The organism is bacterium (genome assembly GCA_023230585.1).
Taxonomy (GTDB): domain Bacteria; phylum Ratteibacteria; class UBA8468; order B48-G9; family JAFGKM01; genus JALNXB01.
Map to the genome: position 1 here is coordinate 15,624 of JALNXB010000007.1, position 23,156 is coordinate 38,779.

20 protein-coding genes are annotated in these 23,156 nt (G+C 33.6%); 8 read left to right on the forward strand and 12 right to left on the reverse strand.

Annotation, left to right across the window (positions count from 1 at the left end; translation table 11 throughout):
- The first annotated feature begins 58 nt into the window (after nucleotides 1-58).
- The 8 genes from M0P98_02850 to M0P98_02885 all read left to right on the forward strand — a co-directional run bounded on the left by M0P98_02850 (nucleotide 59) and on the right by M0P98_02885 (nucleotide 13,415).
- The gene (locus M0P98_02850) at nucleotides 59-634 is read left to right on the forward strand and encodes an AMMECR1 family protein (protein ID MCK9265809.1); all 576 of its coding nucleotides are present in this window, start codon (nucleotides 59-61) and stop codon (nucleotides 632-634) included.
- Between the two features lie 207 nt (nucleotides 635-841).
- Nucleotides 842-5,938: a carboxypeptidase regulatory-like domain-containing protein gene (locus tag M0P98_02855; protein MCK9265810.1), complete on the forward strand. Its 5,097-nt coding sequence runs from the start codon at nucleotides 842-844 to the stop codon at nucleotides 5,936-5,938.
- Complete coding sequence (locus M0P98_02860; protein MCK9265811.1) at nucleotides 5,935-6,615, forward strand: VanW family protein; 681 nt, start codon at nucleotides 5,935-5,937, stop codon at nucleotides 6,613-6,615. The genes M0P98_02855 and M0P98_02860 overlap by 4 nt, the downstream gene beginning before the upstream one ends.
- 131 nt (nucleotides 6,616-6,746) lie before the next feature.
- Complete coding sequence (locus M0P98_02865) at nucleotides 6,747-7,307, forward strand: hypothetical protein (GenBank protein ID MCK9265812.1); 561 nt, start codon at nucleotides 6,747-6,749, stop codon at nucleotides 7,305-7,307.
- On the forward strand, nucleotides 7,304-8,269 hold the full coding sequence (locus M0P98_02870) for a prepilin-type N-terminal cleavage/methylation domain-containing protein (protein MCK9265813.1): 966 nt from the start codon (nucleotides 7,304-7,306) through the stop codon (nucleotides 8,267-8,269). Before M0P98_02865 ends, M0P98_02870 begins: the two co-directional genes overlap by 4 nt.
- Before the next feature lie 28 nt (nucleotides 8,270-8,297).
- Nucleotides 8,298-10,589, forward strand: coding sequence for a CHASE2 domain-containing protein (locus tag M0P98_02875; GenBank protein ID MCK9265814.1), 2,292 nt, complete (start codon nucleotides 8,298-8,300; stop codon nucleotides 10,587-10,589).
- Between the two features lie 24 nt (nucleotides 10,590-10,613).
- On the forward strand, nucleotides 10,614-11,432 hold the full coding sequence (gene amrB / locus M0P98_02880) for an AmmeMemoRadiSam system protein B (protein MCK9265815.1): 819 nt from the start codon (nucleotides 10,614-10,616) through the stop codon (nucleotides 11,430-11,432).
- A gap of 21 nt (nucleotides 11,433-11,453) precedes the next feature.
- Entirely contained in the window at nucleotides 11,454-13,415 is a 1,962-nt protein-coding gene (locus tag M0P98_02885) for a hypothetical protein (protein ID MCK9265816.1), read from the forward strand.
- On the opposite strand, the gene M0P98_02890 is transcribed toward M0P98_02885, so the two are convergent.
- The 12 genes from M0P98_02890 to rpsF all read right to left on the reverse strand — a co-directional run bounded on the left by M0P98_02890 (nucleotide 13,412) and on the right by rpsF (nucleotide 23,116).
- Nucleotides 13,412-14,008 (reverse strand): hypothetical protein, encoded by a 597-nt coding sequence (locus M0P98_02890; GenBank protein MCK9265817.1) that lies wholly within the window; start codon nucleotides 14,006-14,008, stop codon nucleotides 13,412-13,414. The genes M0P98_02885 and M0P98_02890 overlap by 4 nt on opposite strands.
- Nucleotides 14,009-14,091: 83 nt before the next feature.
- Nucleotides 14,092-15,012: a hypothetical protein gene (locus M0P98_02895; GenBank protein MCK9265818.1), complete on the reverse strand. Its 921-nt coding sequence runs from the start codon at nucleotides 15,010-15,012 to the stop codon at nucleotides 14,092-14,094.
- 12 nt (nucleotides 15,013-15,024) lie between these two features.
- Complete coding sequence (locus tag M0P98_02900) at nucleotides 15,025-16,038, reverse strand: PIN domain nuclease (GenBank protein ID MCK9265819.1); 1,014 nt, start codon at nucleotides 16,036-16,038, stop codon at nucleotides 15,025-15,027.
- A 293-nt stretch (nucleotides 16,039-16,331) separates the two neighbouring features.
- Nucleotides 16,332-17,687, reverse strand: coding sequence for a DNA repair protein RadA (gene radA, locus M0P98_02905; protein ID MCK9265820.1), 1,356 nt, complete (start codon nucleotides 17,685-17,687; stop codon nucleotides 16,332-16,334).
- A 4-nt stretch (nucleotides 17,688-17,691) separates the two neighbouring features.
- Nucleotides 17,692-18,867 carry an MlaD family protein gene (locus tag M0P98_02910; protein ID MCK9265821.1) on the reverse strand — a complete coding sequence of 392 codons (1,176 nt, stop codon included), beginning with the start codon at nucleotides 18,865-18,867 and terminating at the stop codon, nucleotides 17,692-17,694.
- Nucleotides 18,854-19,606, reverse strand: a complete 753-nt coding sequence (locus M0P98_02915; protein ID MCK9265822.1) for an ATP-binding cassette domain-containing protein — start codon at nucleotides 19,604-19,606, stop codon at nucleotides 18,854-18,856. The genes M0P98_02910 and M0P98_02915 overlap by 14 nt, the downstream gene beginning before the upstream one ends.
- A gap of 6 nt (nucleotides 19,607-19,612) precedes the next feature.
- A complete protein-coding gene (locus M0P98_02920) occupies nucleotides 19,613-20,386 on the reverse strand; it encodes an ABC transporter permease (protein MCK9265823.1) in 774 nt (257 codons plus the stop codon).
- A 21-nt stretch (nucleotides 20,387-20,407) separates the two neighbouring features.
- Nucleotides 20,408-21,757: a replicative DNA helicase gene (dnaB, locus tag M0P98_02925; protein ID MCK9265824.1), complete on the reverse strand. Its 1,350-nt coding sequence runs from the start codon at nucleotides 21,755-21,757 to the stop codon at nucleotides 20,408-20,410.
- Nucleotide 21,758: 1 nt separating this feature from the next.
- Nucleotides 21,759-22,208, reverse strand: a complete 450-nt coding sequence (rplI, locus tag M0P98_02930; GenBank protein MCK9265825.1) for a 50S ribosomal protein L9 — start codon at nucleotides 22,206-22,208, stop codon at nucleotides 21,759-21,761.
- Nucleotides 22,209-22,223: 15 nt separating this feature from the next.
- On the reverse strand, nucleotides 22,224-22,439 hold the full coding sequence (rpsR, locus tag M0P98_02935) for a 30S ribosomal protein S18 (GenBank protein ID MCK9265826.1): 216 nt from the start codon (nucleotides 22,437-22,439) through the stop codon (nucleotides 22,224-22,226).
- Nucleotides 22,420-22,806 (reverse strand): single-stranded DNA-binding protein, encoded by a 387-nt coding sequence (ssb, locus tag M0P98_02940; protein MCK9265827.1) that lies wholly within the window; start codon nucleotides 22,804-22,806, stop codon nucleotides 22,420-22,422. Before ssb ends, rpsR begins: the two co-directional genes overlap by 20 nt.
- Complete coding sequence (gene rpsF, locus M0P98_02945; GenBank protein MCK9265828.1) at nucleotides 22,784-23,116, reverse strand: 30S ribosomal protein S6; 333 nt, start codon at nucleotides 23,114-23,116, stop codon at nucleotides 22,784-22,786. Before rpsF ends, ssb begins: the two co-directional genes overlap by 23 nt.
- Nucleotides 23,117-23,156: the final 40 nt, after the last annotated feature.

Sequence of the window (23,156 nt, forward strand, 5' to 3'; positions counted from 1 at the left end):
GTTCAAAGTAAGTTAGTTTGAGAAAAATTTCTTTATTACAAGTAGGGGAAAAGTCTTAATGTTAACAAAAATCTCTATTTTGTTTCTTACTTATATTTGTTTATGCTCTATAGGTGTACCAGACAATATTCAACTTACAAATATTTGCAGGCAGACACTCCAAGAACATTTCACAGGTAAAACAGATACCATTGAAAAGAGTGTTTACGACCAGATAAAGTCTAGACCTATATTTGTTACTCTTAAAAAGAATAACCAGACAAGAGGGTGCGCAGGCACTTTACAACCATCTTTCTCTTGCCTTAGAGAAGAACTTGAATATTTTACTATAAACGCTGCAACAAAAGATTTTCGGTACCCTCCTATAAGAGAAGATGAACTTAAAAATATTACAATTATAGTTACTCTCCCTAAAAAACTTAAAGCAGTCGAATCCATAAGGTATTATAACCCGTGGAAACACGGACTATTAGTTAGGAAAGACGGTAAAGAGGGAGTTATCCTTCCTTGTGAAGGCAAAACAAGTAGTTATTCAATAAAAAAAGCCGTTTCTCAATCAAGAATAGGGGATATAAAAGGTGCGGATATATATATTTTTGATTGCGAAACCATCGTTGAGCAAAAAAACAGGTGAGAGAGTAATGATAAAAGATGAGCTCCCCTGCTTGTCATTCCGGACTTATCCCGAGTACCCCCGAGGGACTTGAGCCGAAATTTTGCTTTTACTACTCCTGTTACATGGGTTAGGTTAGAGATACTTAAACAAGTTCAAGATGACAGAGTGGGCGGGGAGAAGGTATGGAAAATTTAGCGGAACGAAAACTATAATGGAGAATAAAAAATGAAAAAATATCTTTTAATTTTATCCTTCTTTTTTCTTCTTTTTTCTTCTTTAAAAGGTTACTCTGATACCGTCAACGGAAAGATAGTCCAATCGGACAACTCTATTGTATCAGGAGCAAGGGTAACATTCTATTCGAGACACCCACAATTTAGAAAATCTGTTAATACAGATAAAAACGGGTATTTTTCAATTAGTGAGTTACCTTCTGGGTATTACAATATAGAGATAGCTGCCAAAGGGTTTTGTAGAGAGTATGTTACAAGGTTTGAAGTGAACGAAGCCAAATTAGGTATTCTTTCTCCCACTTTTAATATATACAAACCCGGTTCTGTTAGCGGGTATGTATATGATGATAAGGATAGACCTCTATCCGGTATAAAAGTCAACAATACAACAACCAACAGCAAAGGGTTTTATACTATATATTGGTTAAGACCTGGACCTGTCTATTTAACGGCAAGTTCAAAAAAATATGTCAGAGAACATAAAAGCACTACAATCTTAGAGAACAAAAACAGAGGTGGAATTAATTTCACTCTTAAAGAAGGCGGTTCTGTTTCTGGCAAAATTATATCTAAAGAGACAGGCAAACCCTTAAAAAATGTAACAGTCAACTCTTGGGGCAAATCCTACGGTGACGCTACAACTGATGCTAACGGTTTTTTTATCATCGAAGGGCTGGCAGAAGGCGAACACCAACTTAACGCCTACATACAGGGCTACGAAAACATCTCTGATGTTCAGACATATATCAAAAAGAAACAAATAGTAGAAATTCCTACAATAAAGATGGCTTTAAGGCCAGAATCTTTTAACCTATATGATAGAAACAGAGTATTCACAGAATCAGAGAAGGTATTTGTTCTATACAACTCTTTCCGAGTAAAAAAATGTGGTATATCCATATTCAGGGTAGATAATATTAAAGAAGAGATACAAAAACTTCCGGCAGAGGTAAAGAATAAAAAAGTTGGAGGGAATATTAGTCAAGCAATAAAATATATTGATACCAGAGAGTTGTCCTGCCACCTATTATATAAAAAAGATTTTGAGATAAATTATCCAAGCCCGTTAAGCGATATATACGACAAAAAATTTGAAATAGGACCTCTACCTATAGGTACATACATAGTTGTATCAAAACCAGAGAACCTACCTGAACAGAAACATTTTTTAACCGTTACAGATTTATCTCTTATCTCAAGAACAGATAAAGATAAAACAATTCTTTATGCTTGTGACATAAATAGAGGAACCCCTTTGAAAGAAGTTGAAATTAGTCTGCTTGACAGAAACCTTGATACAACACAAAAAGGGGTAACAGATAAAAACGGTCTATTTGAAATAGAAGGTAAATATCATAGAATAGTTGCAACAAAAGGAAGTTCTTATGCATCTCTTAGTTATGATTATTATCACCAAGATTTAAGTAAAAGATATACCTACCTTTATACAGATAGACCTGTTTACAGACCTGAGCAGACAGTATATTTTAAAGGAATAACAAGAGAAGCGACCAACGGTTCTTATGAAATCTCCAAAAGTAAAAAAAAGGTTATAAGTATACAAGATCCCCAAGGTAACAATATTCATAAAAAAGAAGTTGAAGTTTCTCCTGCTGGCAGTTTTTACGGTTCTTTTACTCTTTCTGAAGAGCCTCCACTGGGTAGTTACACAATATCTTGCGGAGAGAGTTCTTCTAATTTCAAAGTCCTTGAATATAGGAAACCCGATTACCTAATAAAAATTACACCAGATAAAAGTAGGTACCTACCAAACGAAACAATAAACGTCTCAATTAACGCCCAATACTACTTTGGTTCTCCTGTAAAGGAAGCAGAAGTTCATTATTCTGTCTACGAAAAACCTTCAACATCTTTTTATGATGAACACTTAGAAGAATACTATTATGGTTGGGGCTATGGAACACAAGTTTTAGCAGGTAAAGGTATTACAGACGATAAAGGGAACCTTGAGATAAAGATACCTTTAAAGAATTCTTACGATGCTGAATCTGTGTATACTATTGAAGCAAGGGTCGTTGACTCAAGCAGAAGAGAAGTTAAATCTACTGCTAACACAATAGTTGTGCCCGGCACTTTCAAAATAGATATAGGTATACAAAAAAATCTTTATAAACTTGGAGAAGATATACCTATACAAATATCTGTTACAGATTATGAAAACATACCTATCCCTCAAAAAAACCTCAATTTTTATGCAGGAATTGAGGTATACAAAAACAAAAAAATTCTTTTTACAGAGTTTTTAAAAAGGGAATTATTTACAGATGAAGACGGCAAAAAAAGTATTAAAATCACCCCTACTAGAGCAGGGTACACAAAAATATTTATACAGAGTAAAGACGAAAAAAACAATCTTATCACAAGCAATAAGTATATATGGATAACAGATAAAGATACTCCTTTTGGTTGGTCAGGACAAAGACAGATGGAGATAGTTCTTGATAAAGATATATATAAGGCGGGAGATACAGTTCAAGCACTTATAAACTCTTCTGTAGCCAATATCCCTCTTCTTATAAGTTTAGAGAGTTCAAAAATATATAATAAAGAGGTAGTCAAACTTAATGGGAATACAGGGCTTTTTGAGTTTAAATTAAAAGAAGAACATATCCCTAACGTTTATATTACTGTCGCAGGAGTTAAAGATAAAAAATATTATACCTCAAGCAGAATAATTAAGTTATCATCAGAAGAGCATCTTTTAAAGGTTGATATAGAAAGTGATAGGGAACAATATCTGCCCGGTGAGAAAGTTTCATATTTAATCAAAACTAAGGATTTTAAAGATAATCCCACACCAGCAGAGTTCTCTTTTGGGCTTGTTGATGAATCTATATACTCAATATCAGGCGAACTTGCCCCTAAAATTGAAGATTTTTTTTATGGAACAAAACCGCTTAATATAGGGTCCTCTTACTCTTTTTATGAATGGCTTTACGCGGGCGCCGGTAAAGACCTTACAGATGAAAACATACGTAGAAACTTTAAAGATACCGCCTATTGGAACCCCATTATAATGACAGATAACCAAGGTAGAGCATCTCTTGAAGTTACTCTACCAGACAACCTTACAACATGGCGCGCAACAGTAAAAAGCGCAACTCTTGACACAAAAGTTGGAACTTCTACCCAAAAAATTATTTCTACAAAACCGCTTATAGTTCGGCTTATAACTCCCCGTTTTCTTGTAGAGTACGACCGACTTTTTATAACAGGAGTTATCCATAACTACACAGAAGAAGACCTCCTTATCAACGCCAACCTATCAGTGGACGGAATAAAGGTACTTGACCCGTCTACAAGAGAGAAAAGAATCCCAGCAGGGAAAGAGTGGCAGATTAACTGGCAAGTAAAGGTTGAAGGAGAAAAAGAAAAAGCAGTTATCCAACTCAGAGCAACAGCAGGTAAAGAAAAAGACGCTATGGAGATAACTCTTCCTATATATATTTATGGGGAAGAGGTTTTTCAGGTAAAAAGAGGAGAAATTGCCCCTTCTTCTTCTGATAGTTTTTTTATACCTGTTTCTGCTATTTTACCTACAATTGACCTAAAAACTATTATCTACCCTTCTCTTGCATCCGGACTATTTAGAAACCTTGATTACTTAGCAGAATATCCTTACGGATGTATTGAACAAACTATGAGTAGGTTTATCCCGCTAATCTATTTAAATAAAGTCATAAAAGAGGTCGGTATAAAGGATTTATCTTTCCTTGCTGAAGATGAAACAAAATTTAAGAGAATGCTTGAAGAGATGCCCCAAATGGTAAATATAGGTTTGTCCCGTATTTATGCAAGCCAGAACACCAATGGAGGGTGGGGTTGGTGGTCAAATGATTCAAGCAGGTCTTATATAAGCGCTTATGTCTTGTACGGGTTATCTATTACACAAAAAGCAGGGTACGAAGTTAACCCAGAATGTGTAAAGAGAGTAAAAGATTTTCTTAAAGAAAAGATTAACGATGTAGAAAATATTAACGAAAAAACATATATTCTTTTTGCACTAACTCAGGCAGAAGAATTTAATAAAACAGAACTTGAAGAGATTTATAAAAAAAGGGCAGAAATAAATTCTTATTCTCTTGCCCTCTTAACCTTGATTTATGCTGAACAGAAAGAAAATAAGAGAGCAACCCAACTTCTTGAAGAACTGTATAAGAAAAGGACACTTCTTTCTAAGTCTATATCATATTGGAAAACAGAAAGAACTGGTTATTACGGATGGACCAACAACGATGTGGAAGCGACAGCCTGGGCACTTAAAGCAACCCTTGCTGTTGCCCCAGATAATAAAGAAGCAGTAGAGGCGGTAAGGTATCTGTTATGGAGAGAAAAATCTGGTTATTGGCGTTCAACCAAAGATACCGCTATATGCGTATTTGCTCTTGCAGACTTTTTGAAAACGAGAGACGAACTGTCTCCTAATTATCTTATTTCTTTAAGTGTCAACGAAAAAAGACCTGTAACAACAACGGTTACAGACGATACCCTTAAAAATTTTTCCTCAATAACAAAACTCCCTGTATCAGCCCTTGATATAGGTAAAGAAAATAAGGTTAAACTTTCAAAAGAAGGAAAAGGTAGAGCATACTATTCCCATAACCTTAAATATTTCACGAGAACAAATTTTATAAAACCTAAAGATGAAGGTTTTAAAGTTGAAAGAGAATATTTCCTTTATAAGAAAGATATCAACGACCTTAATATATACAAAGAGCCACAAGAAAAATTTGAAGGGACAGTTAAGGTTGGAGAGATAATAATGGTAAAAATCTCTGTGATAGGGAAGGAAGGTTATCAGTATGTAATGGTTGAAGATATGTTGCCAGCAGGGTGCGAGGTTGTTGAACACCAACAAGATAACTGGTACACAAAAAAAGAAGTCCGAGACGAAAAAGTGGCGTTTTTTGATTCATCTTTTGGTGAGTATAAAAAAGAGTTTTACTATTTTCTGAGAGCGGAAACACCAGGTCGATACCATATACTCCCCACAAAAGCATCTATGATGTATCTACCAGAGTTCTGGGGACAATCATCAGAAAGTTTTTTAACAATTACAGAAAAATGAGCAAAAAATTTAATTTAGTTTTAATTTTTATAATGGTTAGCGTTAATTCTTTCTGCGACAATCTTTTCTCACATAAATGGGCATCATATACCACCTATTTTCAGACAGAAGTCGAGAGAGCAAAAAACATACAGATGGCAGTTGAAAAACTTGACGGCTTTATTTTACACCCTAAATCAGAGTTCTCTTATAACGAAACAGTTACTTGGCAGATACCGAGAGACCAACTTAGGTACGCTCCTGCTATAGTAAATGGAAAACTCCTACCCGCTTCTGGTGGAGGACTTTGCCAGGTTTCTTCAACTCTTTATGCTACAGTTCTTTCAGCAGGGTTACATATTACAGAAAGGCAAAACCATTCGAGCCCAGTGGGTTATATCTCTATGGGATTAGACGCAACTGTATCGTCAACTGAAGGTATAGACCTTAAATTTACCAATAATACCGATTTTCCATTTATAATAAAAGCTGAAATTAAAAAGAATACACTTACGATTACTTTAGCATCTTCAGTACCACTTAACAGAAAAATTAGTCTTTCAACAAACATAATAGAAACAAACAGCACACAAATTAAAACCATAACAACCCGTAAAACAGATTTCAAAAACGGGGTTACAGAAACAGAGATCATATCTCATAGCACCTATCTCAGGGTTAAACCCCAACAACCTTAAACCTCCCAAGGTCAAACCTTCGGAGGGAGTATTTATTTTTTGATTTCAAATTAAAAGTGATATAATATCAAATATATATCTTATATAAAAATAATTGACAATCTTATAATAGTGAGGTAGAATAAATATAAATGAGAAGATACAATAGAGTAAACATTTGTGTAGATAAAGGAATACAAACGAGGTTTGTTCTTTATACACTTATTTCTTTAATAATTGGGTGCGTTATTGTTAGTGCTTATGCATTTTATTCAGTGTGGATAGATATCGGAGATAAAATATTACACTCTCATTCTATAAACACAATGTTCACATCCTCATTGAATAAATTTATCGCTACAAATCTTTTTATTATAACTATTCTTGCAATTATTACTTCCTTTGGAATGCTTTTATTATCTCACAAAATAGCTGGACCTGCTTTCAGAATAAAAAAAATGCTGAAAGAATTACAGGAAGGTAAAGACCCTACTTTTGAACTTAGAAAAGGAGACGCCTTGAAGCCTATTATGGAAGAGTTGGAAAAGTTAGCAGTCCAACATAAATCGATAGGAGAAAGTGCTCTAAGGGTTGTTGAAACATGGAGAAAAACTCAAGTTAAAGATATGAGTTTAAATCTTGCATTAAAAGAATTAGAAAATAAGATTATTTACCTTTCTATTGAACAAAATAATAGGGGAGGGAAAAAATGATGAAAAATAAAAAAGGATTTAGTTTTATAGAAATTATGATTTTCTGTTTTATATCTGTCATTCTACTTACACTGGTTGTTAGTATGGTATCAAATTCTAAAGAATTTTCTCGTACTCTTGGCTGTATAAATAATATGAAAACAATTTCTCAAGCAATTGAATTATTTAAGAGCGATTACAAAGAAACTCCAGTTTTTCTTGCTGAATTGTATCCTAAATATATATCAAGCGAAGAAGCGTTTATATGTCCTGCAGATAGGAGCCACACAAATAGTTATGAACCCGGCTACATAGGACGAGACGATTCAGAAGGAAATGATAACAAAGTGTTTCTTACTTGTAATAGACACCAGAAGAACAGTAAAACAGTTGCAGCATATCTTTCTTATGCTGTAGATGTTGGGAAAACCCAAAAAATAATGTGGAAAGCAAACGATTACTCTGAAGCAGTACCTGTAAAATTTGGAGAAAGTCGGAATTCTGGAACTTTCATATTTGCTGACAATAGAACTATGAAGATAACAGATACAGTATTCGTACATTCTTCTTTCACAAGTAATGATGATAAGATATATAGTATTGCAGTTATCCCTGCAGACTCGGTAGCACAAAAAACTCACGAGGTACACCACGAAGGAGAAAGCAGTAGGTTTGAAGTAATAACACCAGCAGTTATTGCAGGAGTTGAAGGAACCAAATTTACAATAAGCACACATACTAAAGAGACAAACGGTAAACCTAAAAATTTTACTACAATTAAAGTATCTGAAGGCATTGTAAATGTTCAAGATAGACTCCATGCAAGAGAATCTGTATTAGAACAAGGTGACGAAATAGTTGTTAGTGCTATGGAGTGGACAGAAGAAGAATTACAGGAAGCGAGTGGTGGCAACAGTTACAACTTCCAGGATTTATTAGATTGGCTTTCTAAATTTTTTGTACCCCGAAAACCCAGAAGATAAGATTAGTTTAACCTTCTTATAACTTTGAATGAAATCTATAGTAGTAAAAAGTTTGTTTGTTATCTCCTTAATTGGAGCAGTTATATTAATTTTTCAAAAGGGGTATTTTGAAAAAGCTGAACTGGTTTTATATGACTGGCGATTAGAAAGGGTCTCTTGTTCTGTATCAAAAACAGCTCCAATTGTTATTGTTGGACTCACCCAAGACTTTGAAAAACAGGTAGGAGAACCTTTTTCTCGTAAATTTCATACTCAACTTATTGATATTCTTGAAAGAGAGAATGCAAAAGTAATAGGTTTTGATATATACTTCCCATCTATAACTAATAAAAATATTGATATCCCTTTAATTTCTGCTATAAAAAAATCTAATAAAACTGTTTTACCTGTCTTTTCTCCAGTTAGACTTAATAAAAAAGAAGGCACCTCTTATATTGCTTCTGAGATAAGAAGCAGTTCTCCTGAGTTTAATGAATCTGCGATATCTTTGGGCCATATTAACACAATCCCTGACATAGACCAACTTGTAAGAAGAATCCCCGCATTTTTACAATATAATGATAAGCAATATCCCCAAATTTCACTTGAAATGTCAAGGATTTTCTACGAAAAAGATGAAGTTTCTTTTAATTACTCAAACAAATTTAAAAAATATTTTAGGTTTGTTCCTTTAATTGACGACTCCTCCATTTACGTAAAAATACTTCCAAATGACTGTATCGAAAACTACTTTATTTCTTTCGAAGATGTTCTTTTAGGAAAATACCCTAAAGACCTATTTAAAAATAAGGCAGTAATTATTGGGCAGACAGTTGTTGGAGCAAAAAATGCTGACCTTATACCAACATCTTTAGGAACAAGATTTGGAGTGCTACTACAAGCTTCATGCTTATATAGTGCCATTACAGGAGAATATATATATAGGGTCAACAAAAATGTAATCATAGGATTATTAATTATTTGGGCAATTCTTATGGCTTTTACATTATTCTCTTACTCCTCAATATTGAACAGTTTTCTAATTATGGTTTTTTCAGGACTATTGGTTTTTCTTTCTCTTAAAGGAATGCGAATTTTGGGATTATTCATTGATGTTGTTCCATTTTTAGTTATGTCATTTTCTTTCTATTTATCTTCTATAATATATTCTTTATTTTCAGCTATTAAAAAAGTTACTCAGAAAGAACGTACTCTTAAACTCTTATATGATGTAGAAAAAGAGATAACTAACATCTTAAGCCCTACTGAATTTTCTTACAATAGTGATGAGTCAGATTTTTCGCTATTCGAAGGAGAAGCCCTAATAAAGAAGACCCCAGGGTTAACTCTTAAAACTGTTTTAACTTCTATAGGAATACAATATGGCGCTATTGTGACAGTCTCTGCTTTCAATAAATATCAAGTTTTAGCAGAAGAAGGAGATTTTGTTTCAAAAATAGATATGAATAAAATTATACAAGAAGCCTTCGAAAAGAAGGAACCTATTATTATTAACAAGATTCCAGCAACAAGCGACCTAAAAAAACATAATATAAACAATATGCTTCTTTTGCCTATATTGTCTCACCCAAGACTCAAAGTTTTAGGCATTTTTATCAACAAACAGTATGCACCTTTTTCAAAGAATAACTTTTTTTCAAAAGAAGAACTACCTCTTATAAGTTCCTTAACCCTCCAATCTCTTATAGCTATTCAAAATGCTCGGTTAAACATAACCCTTAAAGAAACACAGTTGGAAAGTATTTTCAGGCTATCGGTAGCTATAGAATACAGGGATAGAGAAACAGGTATGCATATACAAAGAGTTAGCGAATATGCTGGAATTGTTGCAGAAAATGTAGGACTACATAAAAACGAAGTTGAACTCATAAAAAGCGCTATGCCTCTTCACGATATTGGTAAAATAGCAATACCTGATAAGGTCCTTCTCAAACCAGGTAAGTTAACAGAAGAAGAGAGAGAAGTTGTAAAACAACATCCTCTTTTAGGAGCAGAAATACTTAAAGGTTCTAAATCTCTCCTACTAAAAGCGTCTGAAATTATTGCTCTATACCATCACGAAAAATATGATGGTTCGGGATATCCGTTTGGCTTAAAAGGCAATAGTATTCCTCTCTATGGAAGAATAGCTACCATTGCAGATATTTTTGATGCTCTCTCTTCTAAAAGGGTTTATAAGGATGCAATAAGTTTTGAAGAAAGCAAAGCTCTACTTATATCAGAATCAGGGACAACTTTTGACCCAAATTTTGTTCAAGCGTTTTTTAAAAGCGAAAAGAAGATAAAATTTATAATGGAAACCTACAAAGAACCAGAATAAGAGACTACTTTATAGGAGCAGAATATGAGTAAAATAAGACAACCCGCAGTTGATAACTATTTTTACCCCGGCACAAAGACAAAATTGCTGGAGACATTAGAGATACTTACAAACCAACAATCAATAAAAGAAGCAGTTGTTTCTGTAATATGTCCACATGCCGGTTATATATTTTCTGGCGCTACGGCAGGTATGGTATATAGCAATATTATTATACCTGAAACAGTTATCCTTCTTGGGCCCAACCATCAAGGGTACGGAGAACCTTTTGGGGTTTCAAGTTCAGAATATTGGCGTACTCCTCTCGGAGAAATAAAGATAGATACTGACATTGCAAAAGATTTAGTATCAGAAAGCAGATATTTAGAGTTTGACGATATATCTCATAAATCAGAACATTCTCTTGAGGTTCAAATACCTTTTATACAGTTCTTCAACCCACAAACTGAAATTGTTCCCATATCTCTATCTGGTTATATTGATAACCCTGCTTGGGTTGAGATAGGAGAATCAATTGCAAAAGTAATACAAAAATATAATCCTATAAAAAATGTGTTAATTATTGCAAGTACTGATATGAACCACTACGAATCTCAAGAAAATACAGAAGAAAAAGACAAATATGCTATAGAAACAATCTTATCACTCGATGAAAACCTATTGATTGAAAGAATAGCAGAAAAGAATATTTCGATGTGTGGGTATGGAGCTGTGATTGCAACAATAGTTGCCTCTAAAGAACTCGGTGCAAAAGAAACATCTCTTATTGAATATACTACAAGTGGTGCCAGAAATAAGGATTATTCTCAAGTAGTAGGATATGCTGGAATTATAATAAAATAATAAATTTCTGTAAGGAGTAAGGTGTTTATTTTGTGGATTGTTTGGCTAATTATTCTACTTTTTAATAGTTTCTCTTTATCGTTGTTATATTACAAAAAAGAGAAGTTCGCTTTTATTTTATTAAGTATATCTATATTCTTCTATTCTCAGATTCTTGGGATATTCACTCTATTAGGTTTGCTTAAAATACTCCACCCTGTTTACATTACCCTATCTTTTTTATGTATATCTTTGGGGTTCTATTTTTTATCAAAAAAGAAAGGTACATTTGAGTCTTTACAAAAACAGGTGTATGTAACCTGGAACCCCCTCCTTAGTATCCCTTTTTTTATTTTAATTGGAACCTATTTTATAAGTTCGTACTATAGAATGCCATTAGCCCCGTTAACAACAGACGGGCTGTTATACCATCTTCCATTTGCAGTAGAATTTGCAAAGACCCGTAGTATAGACTTTACTCCTATTTTTTTTAATGATATTTCAATGACATACTACCCACAAGGTGGAACAATCTTTTATCTGTTTACAATGTATTCTGGCAAAGAATTTCTTTTAAAGTTTACTCAGTTACCTTTTATATTTATGGGAGCAATTTCCCTCTACCTTATATCAGAAGAGAATGGTTTTTCAAAATTAAGTAGAATTGGAATATTCTGTATATTCTGTTTAATTAAGCCAATAATAAAAGAATCCTTTTTATGTTATGTTGACATTCTTATGGCAACATCTTTTATATCAGCGCTATACTGCTTTTCATCAAAAAGAAAAAATATTGTTCCTATGGGAATCTTATCTGCGGCATTACTGATGTCTATAAAGAATTATGTTCTAATATACCTTATTTTAATAATTCCTTTCATTTTCTTAAAAAAGAAAGGCAAAATACCAAAAAAATTATTGTTCCTATCTATTATTTTCTTTTTATTTGCTGGCTGTTTTACTTATATAAGGAATTTTTTAATAATAAAAAATCCATTATTTCCAGCCAATATATCTTTAGGAAATATAACAATTTTTCAAGGGTTATTATCTTTTCATAAAAAAACTTTTATAGAATCTTTAAAGACGATTTTCGAACTTTTTATGAACCCTATATCAGATGTTGACCCCTCTAAATACATATCTTTTATTTTATTCTTTTCTTTACTTATATCTATACCCTTATCTTTGTTTAAAAAAGATAAGACGATTTTTTATATTCTACTAACCGTACCTTTATCAATTTTGATATATATCGTTGCCATACCCTCTGTTGTATATCAAATTAGGCACCTACTACCTATTTACGGAGCTTTATCCCTGTCTGTTGGGTATCTCTTTAAGGATACCAAAAAACTGCAATTTCTACCTTTTGTCTTATGTGGTTTTTTAGTAATTAATAACCTGATAGCAGAGATTGCAATTTTTCAAACAATTTTTCTTGCTTCCATCCTTTTTATTATTTTTATTTTTTTCTATAAAAAAAAGAAGTATCTATTATCTTTTGTTTTCCCTATATGTATTTTTCTTATGTTGTTGGGTTGGACTTTAACTTTAACTTCCGATATGTATAACAACACCAAATACGAAACTTGGAAAATGTTTTATGGGGCTAAATCGGATTTATGGAAATTTATTAATGAAAATTCTCAACAACCAAAAAATATTAGTTATATAGGTGATTTTCTTATATATCCGTTTTATGGCAATAATTATCAGAATAATATTCTTTATCAATCTATAAATAGTATAGAAACTATACCTATTCATAAAATGTCTATGGAAGAAAAGTTGTTTTCTGTTAAAGATTTTGAAAAACTTTATAGAAAAGATTTTTCCTATCAACTCTGGCGTACTGGTTTAGAAACAAAAAAAGTTGACTGGATTATATTGAAAAATGATAGATTTTACCTTGAAAAGGAATGGATACAGAAAAACTTAGATAGTTTTCAAATGATTTTCTCTAATGAATTTGCCACCATTTATGCTACCACCTTTTACTAAGGGGTCTTCAGTTGTTCGGCTATAATATTAACAAGTTCTTCTATTTTGATAGTATTGGTTTTTTTATCCACAGAAAGGTTTACTCCTCCAAAAAGTCCACTTTTAACCAACAATTGTTTACCACCTTTTTCACCAGCAAGCCCTTCCACAGTTAGGTATCCGTTATTAACTGTTATCTTGCCAGACATCTGACTGTACCCAAAATTTGAACTTCCTAAGGTCTTTATAGGGTTACCACCACCCATAGAGGATAAAACCTTGACTGCTTCAAAATTCATCAATTGTTTTATACCTTTTTTTCTTATAGATTTAAACGTCATTTCCAAAGAAAGAGTCTTGTTTACAAAGAACCCTTTACCTTCAGCATCTAAAATACCTGAGATATAAATTTCTTCGTTAAGACTATGAACAATTTGAGCAAGATTTGTATTATTTATTCCAAATTCAAACAAGATGTCAGGTTTATTGGACAACTCAGAAATGTTGTATAAAATACTTCCGTTTCCATTGTAAAACCGAAAGGTTCCTGCACCAACAAATTTTTCATTAAAAACACTCTCAAAATTTAAAATTTTTAAGTTTTTTAAACTCATCTCTTCGACGTTTAAGATTTTTTCAGTAGTATCAAACCTAAAATTTTTAAAATCTAAATCAAGAAAAGAGAGGTTGGGAAGATTTAGGGATAGAGAACCATCAAATTGGAGTTTTTTTTTATATTGGTAACCTTAAAGTCATTTAATATAGCACTACCACCTTGAATATTAAGTTTATATTTATCTCTTATTTCAAGAGGAAGTAATTTAAAAAATTCCTCAAGGTTCATATTATCTGTGTTAAAACTCAAGTTAAACTCATCATAACTAACATCTCCGTTGAAAGATATTTTGCCACCAAAAGCATTAGATATATACCCGTTATTAATTTTTGCGCTCTTCTTTGAAATATCATAAACACCTTTAACATAAGCCATAAACTTAGCGTCTTCTGAGGTGGCAAGGTCTTTAATATTAACATCAAATGAGATTGTCTGTAGTTTTTCTTGGCCTGTTGATACAAAATTTGCAGTCCCAAAAACCGTACCTGAAAAAGGTAGGTTTAAATCAAAAATCTGTTTTATCTCTTCAATTTCTACACCTTTAAACTCAACTGATGTATTAAAATTGCCTTTTCCCCAGTTTTCAAGAAAACCTTTTATTTCAAGAGTACCAACTTTTTCAATCTCAATATTGGTTCTATCTACATTGATTGTCTGCCCTTTAAAACTGCCAGAGAAAGACCCCTTAATTGATATATCCCTCTTTGTATCTTTTAGGACAACATCCCCTGGAGCAGAAAAAGCAAAGGCTTTTCTTAGAAACATCGGTCTAACCTTTAACTCTTTCAAAAATAGAGAAAAAAGCGGTGTAGAAACATCTATTTTATTTACAAAAATTGATGGGAATTTACAAGAAACTGTATCTATATTTATTGTATCGGTAGGTAAGGAAGCAATTTTTTTAACAATAAACCGTTCTGATGCCTTAACAAAAAATAAATATTGTAGGATAATTACCGTAAAAAGAAGGATTACAATAATTGTACTTCTTCTTGTTTTCATTTTATAAAAAGATTATCTTTTTCTGGAAGTAGCAGGTTTACTTTGCCTTCTCTCTGTTTCTCCAACAACTCCAAAAAGAATTCTTCCTGTCGATGTTTGGATAGTGCTATCAACAATAACATCTATAATTTTACCTGTATGTTTTGATGCATCTTCAACAACAACCATAGTACCGTCCTCAAGATATCCTACCCCCTGCCCTGATTCTTTACCTTCTTTGATTATCTTTATAGAAATGCTTTCTCCACTCATTAAACTCGGTTTCATCAAGGTAGCAAGAGTATTCAAATTGAGTACTTTAATATTCTGTATTTCTGCAATCTTTGAAAGGTTAAAATCATTTGTTAGAATATCTGCATCAAGATCTGATGCAAGTTTGACAAGTTTTACATCAACCTCTTCAATATCTGGGTAATCAGCATCGTATATCTTCACATCTATTTTCCCATCGTGCCTCATTTTATTCAAAATATCCAACCCTCTTCTGCCTCGTTGCCTCTTTATTTCGCTTGACGCATCAGATAGAGCGTGCATCTCCTTTATTACAAATTTGGGTATCACCATTGCGTTAGGAATAAAACCACTCTTTGCAAGTTCGTGTACCCGCCCATCTATCAGAACGCTTGTATCAATAACTACAATCTTTTCTCTATTTTTGATACCGTGTATTGCTGGAAAAATAAACCCAAGTTCTTCCAGACCTTTAAGACCAATCATTATTCCAAGATATGAGAAAACAAAGTATAGTATAAACCTCAGATATTTTTCAACATCAGGATTCTCTATTGGAATAAGCAGAATAAATCCAGCCAAAAGAATTGCTGTAATAAGCCCCCCTATAAGACCGGATATTGCAAGAAAAAGTTTTTTTATAGGTATCTTTTCTATTAAAATTTCTATCCCTACTATTATAATAGAACCCACTAAACCTACCAAAGCACCTGTTATCCGTTTCTGAGGTAAAGAATAGAACCCCGTTATAATACTTAAAAGTATAAAAAATATTCTTATTATATATACACCCATTTTCTGCATCACCTTTCTCGTAAATATTCGCAAACACTAACGCATTGCTCGTTATAGAAATCAAGAAAAACTACCCGCACCTTTTATCCCCTTATGCTAAAACTTCAAAAAATAAGTTTTGCCTCTTTGCAAGTCGAACCCTACTAAGGAGAGGAATAGGTAATTTCCCATTTCTACATAAACCTGACGGTGTTCACAAAGAATTCACCCTTTCGTTAAAATAATTATAAATTATGCTCTTATTCAACAATATTTTACTATATATTTATATATTATGCAACTGTAGCACTACATTATAACTTGATAAACATTGAAATCACTTCTTTTAGCCACTTAACAGGAACTATCTCAATATTGGTTTTTCCAGTAACATCTTTAACGTTAACCTCAGGAACAACTGCAGTTTTAAACCCAAGTCTTTCCGCTTCTTTAACTCTTCTATTTACGTGCGAAATGTGTCTTATTTCTCCTGTTAAAGCAATCTCTCCCATAAAAATTGAACCTTCAGCAAGTGGAGAATCTTTTAAAGAAGAAACACAAGATACTGCTACGGCAAGGTCAGAGGATGTTTCAGAAATTTTTAGACCGCCTCCTGTGTTACAGTATACATCAAAGGTGTTAAAGGTTAAATGAAGTTTTTTTTCTAATACAGCTAAAATCATAGAAACCCTATTGTAGTCAAGCCCTAACACAGACCTTTTAGGGATACCGTAATAAGAAGGTGTAACCAGACTTTGTATCTCAACAAGAAGAGTTCGAGAACCTTCCTGATTAGGAAAAATAACTGAACCAGAGAGGTTTTGACTTAAAGAAGGTAAAAATAGAGACGACGCATCTGGAATCTCTTGCAACCCTTTCTCTTCCATACTAAACACACCTATTTCAGAAGTTGATCCAAAACGATTTTTTGTAGCTCTTAAAATTCTTAGGTTTGACCTTGCCTCTCCTTCAAAAGAGAGGACAGTATCAACTACGTGTTCAAGGAGTTTTGGACCAGCAATAACACCTTCTTTGGTTATATGTCCTATAAGAAAAACGGAAGAACCGCTATTTTTTGAGTAGTTAAGGAAATAGTTTGCATTCTCTCGAATTTGAGTAACAGAACCCGGAGTTGAAGGTATATCTGAATCAAATACCGTCTGAATTGAGTCAACAATAGTAAAATCAGGATTTAAAGTTTCAAGGGCGTCTTTGACAGACAACATATCGGTTGTGCAGAGAAGATACAAAGATTCAGAACCAAGTCCAAGTCTTTCAGCACGAATCTTAACCTGTGTTTTCGACTCTTCAGCACTTATATAAAGCACCTTACACCCAAGTTCAGAAAGTTTGCCTGCTATAGACAAAAGCAGAGTAGATTTACCTATCCCTGGTTCGCCAGCCATAAGAACAAGACTGCCGTGAACTACGCCACCGCCCATAACCCTATCAAACTCTCTTATGTTTGTGTTCACTCTTGAAACTTTTTCAACTTGTATTTCATTAAGTTGTTCTGGTTTTGATAATCCTATAACACTCTTTTTGGTTTTACCTGTGAACTCCTCAATAAGAGTGTTCCAACCACCACAATCAGGACATTTACCCAACCATCTTACTGTCTGATACCCACATTCAGAACAAGCAAATATTGTTCTACTATTTTTTTTCATATACTCAATTTCTTCTTCTAATAAAAAGTTTCCAAGGGTTTGCTTTAATATCTTTAACAAAATCTAAAACTTCCTTATATAGTTCTTCATTGCTAACAAACTGTCCCACACTTCCTTTTCCTTCATTTATGTTTAATAAAAGTTTGTTCAGTTCGTCTGAAAATAGACTTATCTTTTCAGCAGTCTCTTTGAACTGTGATGTTGATTCCTGTAAAAGAGTCATTTCTGTTTTTATTTGACCAAGAAGTTCTTTTTCTTTCATCAATTCAGAAATTAAACCTTCATTTTGCAGTTTTGTAAAAAATTCCTGTATAGGTAGCGAAGTCTTTTTAACCTCTTTTGAAGTGTCTTCAATAAAAACCTGCATTCCTTCAGCCACAGATTTAAATTCTTTTGCAGCACCAGATATTTCATCAAACATTTTACCTGACTTTTTCCCTTCAACTGCAAGGGCTCTAATATCTTCCATAGTCAGTTCCATTTTATCTTTTCCTGATACCAGAAGAAGATTGGCGTTGTCGACCAACTCTTCCAGTTTTGGTGTCTGAGTTACAACCATATCCTGTATGCTTTTATTGGTTTCTGATAACTCTTGTGCCATACCTTCCATCTGTTCAAAAAAGTTATCAATTCTTTCAGTAGCAGACGCTGCCCCTTTAACCAATCTACCAATATTCACCTGAACATCTTTTTCTCCTGTAATGTTTCGTACATCTCCAAGAATATCGTTAAACCTAACAACTATACTCTGACCAACATCAGCTATTCTTTCAAGAGACAAAGGATTATCTCCCTCAACAGTTTCTCCAGCACTGATATATTCTTGCTTCTGGCTAGGCGCTATTTCTATATATTTTTCACCTATAATACCGAGAGTCTGTATAGTTATCCTGCTATACCGTGCTATCTTTACATCCTGCCTTATCTTCATCTTCACAAGAACTTTCGGGGCAACATCATATACAATATCTATAGATTTTACTTCCCCCACCCTAACTCCACTTACTCTAACAGGAGACCCTACCTCTAAACCTGACACATAATCAAAAGACGCAGTAAGATCATACCCCCTATATTTGCCACCCTTAGCTTGTATAACAACAAACAATACAAGAGCAAACAGAGCTGTTAAAATAAAAAAACCAACCTTTATTTCTGTGGAAAAACTATTTTTTTTCATTGGACACTCCCTTTTCAATAAAACTTTGAATAATGGGATTATTACTCTTCTTTTTCAATTCTTCAAAAGTTCCTATATCTTCTATCACACCGTTGTTTATAAGAGCAATCCTATCAGAGATAAAGGAAGCAAGTTTAACATCGTGAGTAACAGTAATATCTGTGGTTTTAAATTTAATGTGTATATCTCTGATAAGGTTCATTATACTTTCGCTTGTTATTGGGTCTAATCCTGTTGTTGGCTCATCATAAAAAAGCATTTTAGGTTTTGAAATCAAAGCTCTGGCTATTGAAACCCTCTTTTTCATACCTCCGCTAAGTTGTTCAGGCAAAAAATCTTCAACATTTTCCATCCCAACATCTTTAAGTATATCAATTGCCATACCTTTTATCTTATCCTCAGAGTAATCTGTATGGTAAAGATAATAAAAACCCACGTTTTCCCATACACGTAAAGAATCAAGAAGAGCTGAATTTTGAAACACCATACCTATTTTACTGCGAGTTGACATAAATTCCTTTTCATTCATACTATCGGTTCTTTTGCCAAACAAGTATACTTCACCAAAAGTCTTTTTAATGAGACCAAGTATTGCTTTCAATAAAACAGATTTTCCGCAACCGGAACTTCCCACTATAACAAGAGATTCTCCTGCCAAAACACTTAAATTTACTCCCTTTAACACCTCCAACTCACCAAACCTTAATTGAAGGTCTTGAATTTTTATTATTTCATCCATTATTTTTTAAATAAAGTAAAAAATTCCTGTCAGTATAAGGTTAGTCAAAATTATTAGGAAAAAAGAAACTACCACCGAATTTGTTGCCGCTTTACCAACACCAACAGCGCCCCCTTCCGCCCTTAAACCTTCATGGGCAGAAACATTCATTATCACAACAGCAAAAACCAGTGATTTAGTAAACCCTACCAATAGGTCCTTAAATGTAATAAATCGGAAGGTCTGGTATAAAAACATACCTGAAGGTATATCTACAACAAAAACACCAACAATAAAACCACCAAGAATAGAAAGAAAAAAACTGATAAGAAATAAGGCAGGCAAAGAAACTAACCCTGCAATTAATCTTGGTGTAACAAGATATGCTACAGGGTCAACAGCAAGCATTTTTAAGGAGTCTATCTGTTCAGTTATTTTCATACTACCTATCTCTGCCGAAACTGAAGCCCCTACTCTTCCTGCAAGAACAAAAGCTACAAAGACAGGTCCAAGCTCCCTAATCATTGAGATAGAAACTATGCTACCAGCATATATTTCAGCACCAAACTTCTTTAATGTATAGGCAGTCTCCATAATAAGAATCATACCTATAAAAGCAGATATAATGCCTACCAATGGAAATGAATCTATCCCTATTTTTTCTATATGCTTTTGTATGTTGCCTCTTTTACCAGAAACAACTATATGTCGAAAGGAATTAAAAACGAGCATAAAAAGAGAGCCAAAATAACGTATTGCCTCAATAACTCCTTTACCGAGTTTTTCAGCACAATTTACCATTTTTTAAAAACACCTTTTGCCTTATCTTCGTGCAAGATTTTCAAAACGGGTATATTCTTTTAAATAAGCCAACTCAATCGTTCCTGTCGGCCCGTTTCTCTGTTTAGCTATTATGATATTTGCAATACCATTATACTCTTCACCCTTCTTTTTGTAAAAATCTTCTCGGAAAAGTAGTAACACAAGGTCAGCATCCTGTTCAAGAGAACCACTTTCTCGTAAATCTGACAAGACCGGCTCCCTGCCTTCCCTATGTTCAGTTGCCCTACTCAACTGAGAAATAGCAATTACAGGGACATCCAATTCTTTAGCAAGTGCTTTAAGTGAAGCAGAAATATCGGTTATCTCCTGTTGCCTATTCTCACTCCTATACCTGCTCTTCATCAATTGTAGGTAATCTATTATTATAAGTTGTATATCCTCATTTGCTTTTAACCTTCTGGCTCTTGCTCTAACTTCAAAAACATTCAATTGTGGTGTATCATCAATAAAAATCGGTGCTTCCTCTAACATTCCAGCTGCGACAAGAAGATTTCCCATATCCTTATCTGAAAGCATCCCTTGCCTAAGACTTTTAAGATTGATTTTTGCTTCACAACATAACATTCTCTGCACAAGTTGGTCTTTGCTCATCTCAAGGCTAAATATAAGAACAGGGTACTTGTTTATACCTGAATTGATATTAAGGGCTATATTGCAAGCAAAAGAAGTTTTACCCATAGAAGGTCTTGAAGCTACAATAACAAAATCGGCAGGATGCAACCCTGTCGTTTCTTTATCGAGGTCGATAAATCCAGTAGGGATTCCAGTTACAAAACTTTTTTTATCGTGTATCTCTTCAATTTTTTCAACATTGTCTTTGACCAACTCTTTTAATGCGTAAACGTTCTTACCAGATTTGTGTTGACTAATCTCAAAAATAGATGCTTCTGCTTTATCAATAAAAGAATCGATTTCTTCAGGTTCTCCTGAAGCTTCTGTAATTATTTTAGTAGCGTTTTCAATGATTGTCCTAAGAAGATATTTATCTTTTACTATTTTAAGATACTCATCAATGTTTGCTGCAGTAGGAAGCATTTCAACGAGTTCAGACAAATAGGTGACATCTCCAATATATTCAAGAAGATTTTTTCTTTGAAGTTGATTTGTCAAAGTTATAAGGTCACACTTTTCATTCTTTTCAAAAAGGTCGCATATTGAAAGAAATATTGTCTTATGAACTTCGCTATAAAAATATTCTGGCCTTAAACTCTCAAATGCTTGTATCTTAGCTTCTTCGTTAATAAGGATACAACCAAGTATTGCTTTTTCTGCATCCAGGTTTTGTGGTGGGATTTTATTTTGAAGATTGCTTTTTTTCCTTGAAGACATCTTACTCTTCCCTTACAATCCATATTTTAACTTCCCCTGTCACTCCTTCACCAAATTTTACAGGAACTTTATATATACCAAGAACTTTATGAGGATGTTCAAGTAGTATTTGATATTTGTTAAGTTCAACTCCTGTCTGCTGGTTTATAGCCACTGCAATATCTTCTGATGTAACCGCTCCAAAAAGTTTGTCATCAAGCCCTGCTTTTGCGTGAACTGTTATGGAAACATCTTTCAACTTGTTCTTCATCTCTTTTGCATAAGCAAGTTTTTTACTCTTTTTTAATTCAATCTGCTCTGTTTCCTTCTTCAGTTTATTCATATTCTGAGGAGTTGCCTCTACGGCAATTCCTTTAGGAATAAGAAAATTGCGAGCGTAACCTTCTGGGACATCCTTAACATCGCCTCTTGCAGCTTTTCCTTCTATATCCTGTAAGAATATAACCTTCATCTTTATGCACACTCCTTATGTTTTTATATAGGGCAACATAGCCAAAAACCTTGCCCTTTTTAAAGATTTTGCGAGCATTCTTTGATGTTTAGCACACGTTCCTGTTACCTTGGTAGACAAAATTTTACCACGACTACTGGTAAACCTTCTTATTCTTCCTATATCTTTATAATCTATCTCATCAACTGCAGATTTGCAAAACTGGCAAACCTTAACTCTCTTCTTTACCATCTTGGCTTTCCTCCTTTTGAGGGATTGTAACATCTGGTTTATCTAAAAATTGAAAATCTTCAACATAAACTTCTATAATTGACCTCTTTTCATTATCCTGTGTTTCCCATTTTCTATACTGTAGCCTTCCTTCAACAAAAATCAGGCTCCCTTTTCTAAGGTACTCCGCACACACCTCAGCTCTTTTGCCCCATACAACAAGATTCACATAACAGGTCTCTTCTCTTTTCCCATCTTTTGAAAAATATTCATGGTTAACAGCAAACCCCAGAGTGCTTACAGCTTGCCCTGAAGGGGTGTATCTAAGTTCAGGGTCTCTTGTAAGACGACCTATCAAAAAAACTTTATTCAGATTTGGTCCCGCCATTATCTACCTCCTCTTTTGGCAACCTTTTACGTTGCACAATAAGATACCTTAAGATGTTTTCTCTTCTTGCAAGGGAGGCCTTAATAGTTTCTATCTGTTCTGGGAGAGATGTAAAATAAAAAACATAATAGATAGCTTCAGTATTTTTATCTATAAGGTATGCAAGTTCTCTTTTTCCTAACAATTCTTTTTTAACAAATTTCCCCCCTGCACCTGATATGCTCTCTACTATGAAACCAGCTTCTTTTTCAATCTCCTCTTCCGATAATTCAGCTTTCAACAGATAGCATCCTTCGTATTTTCTTTCCATTGTTTCTCCTATTAATTTTGATATTGGATATTAAAACAGA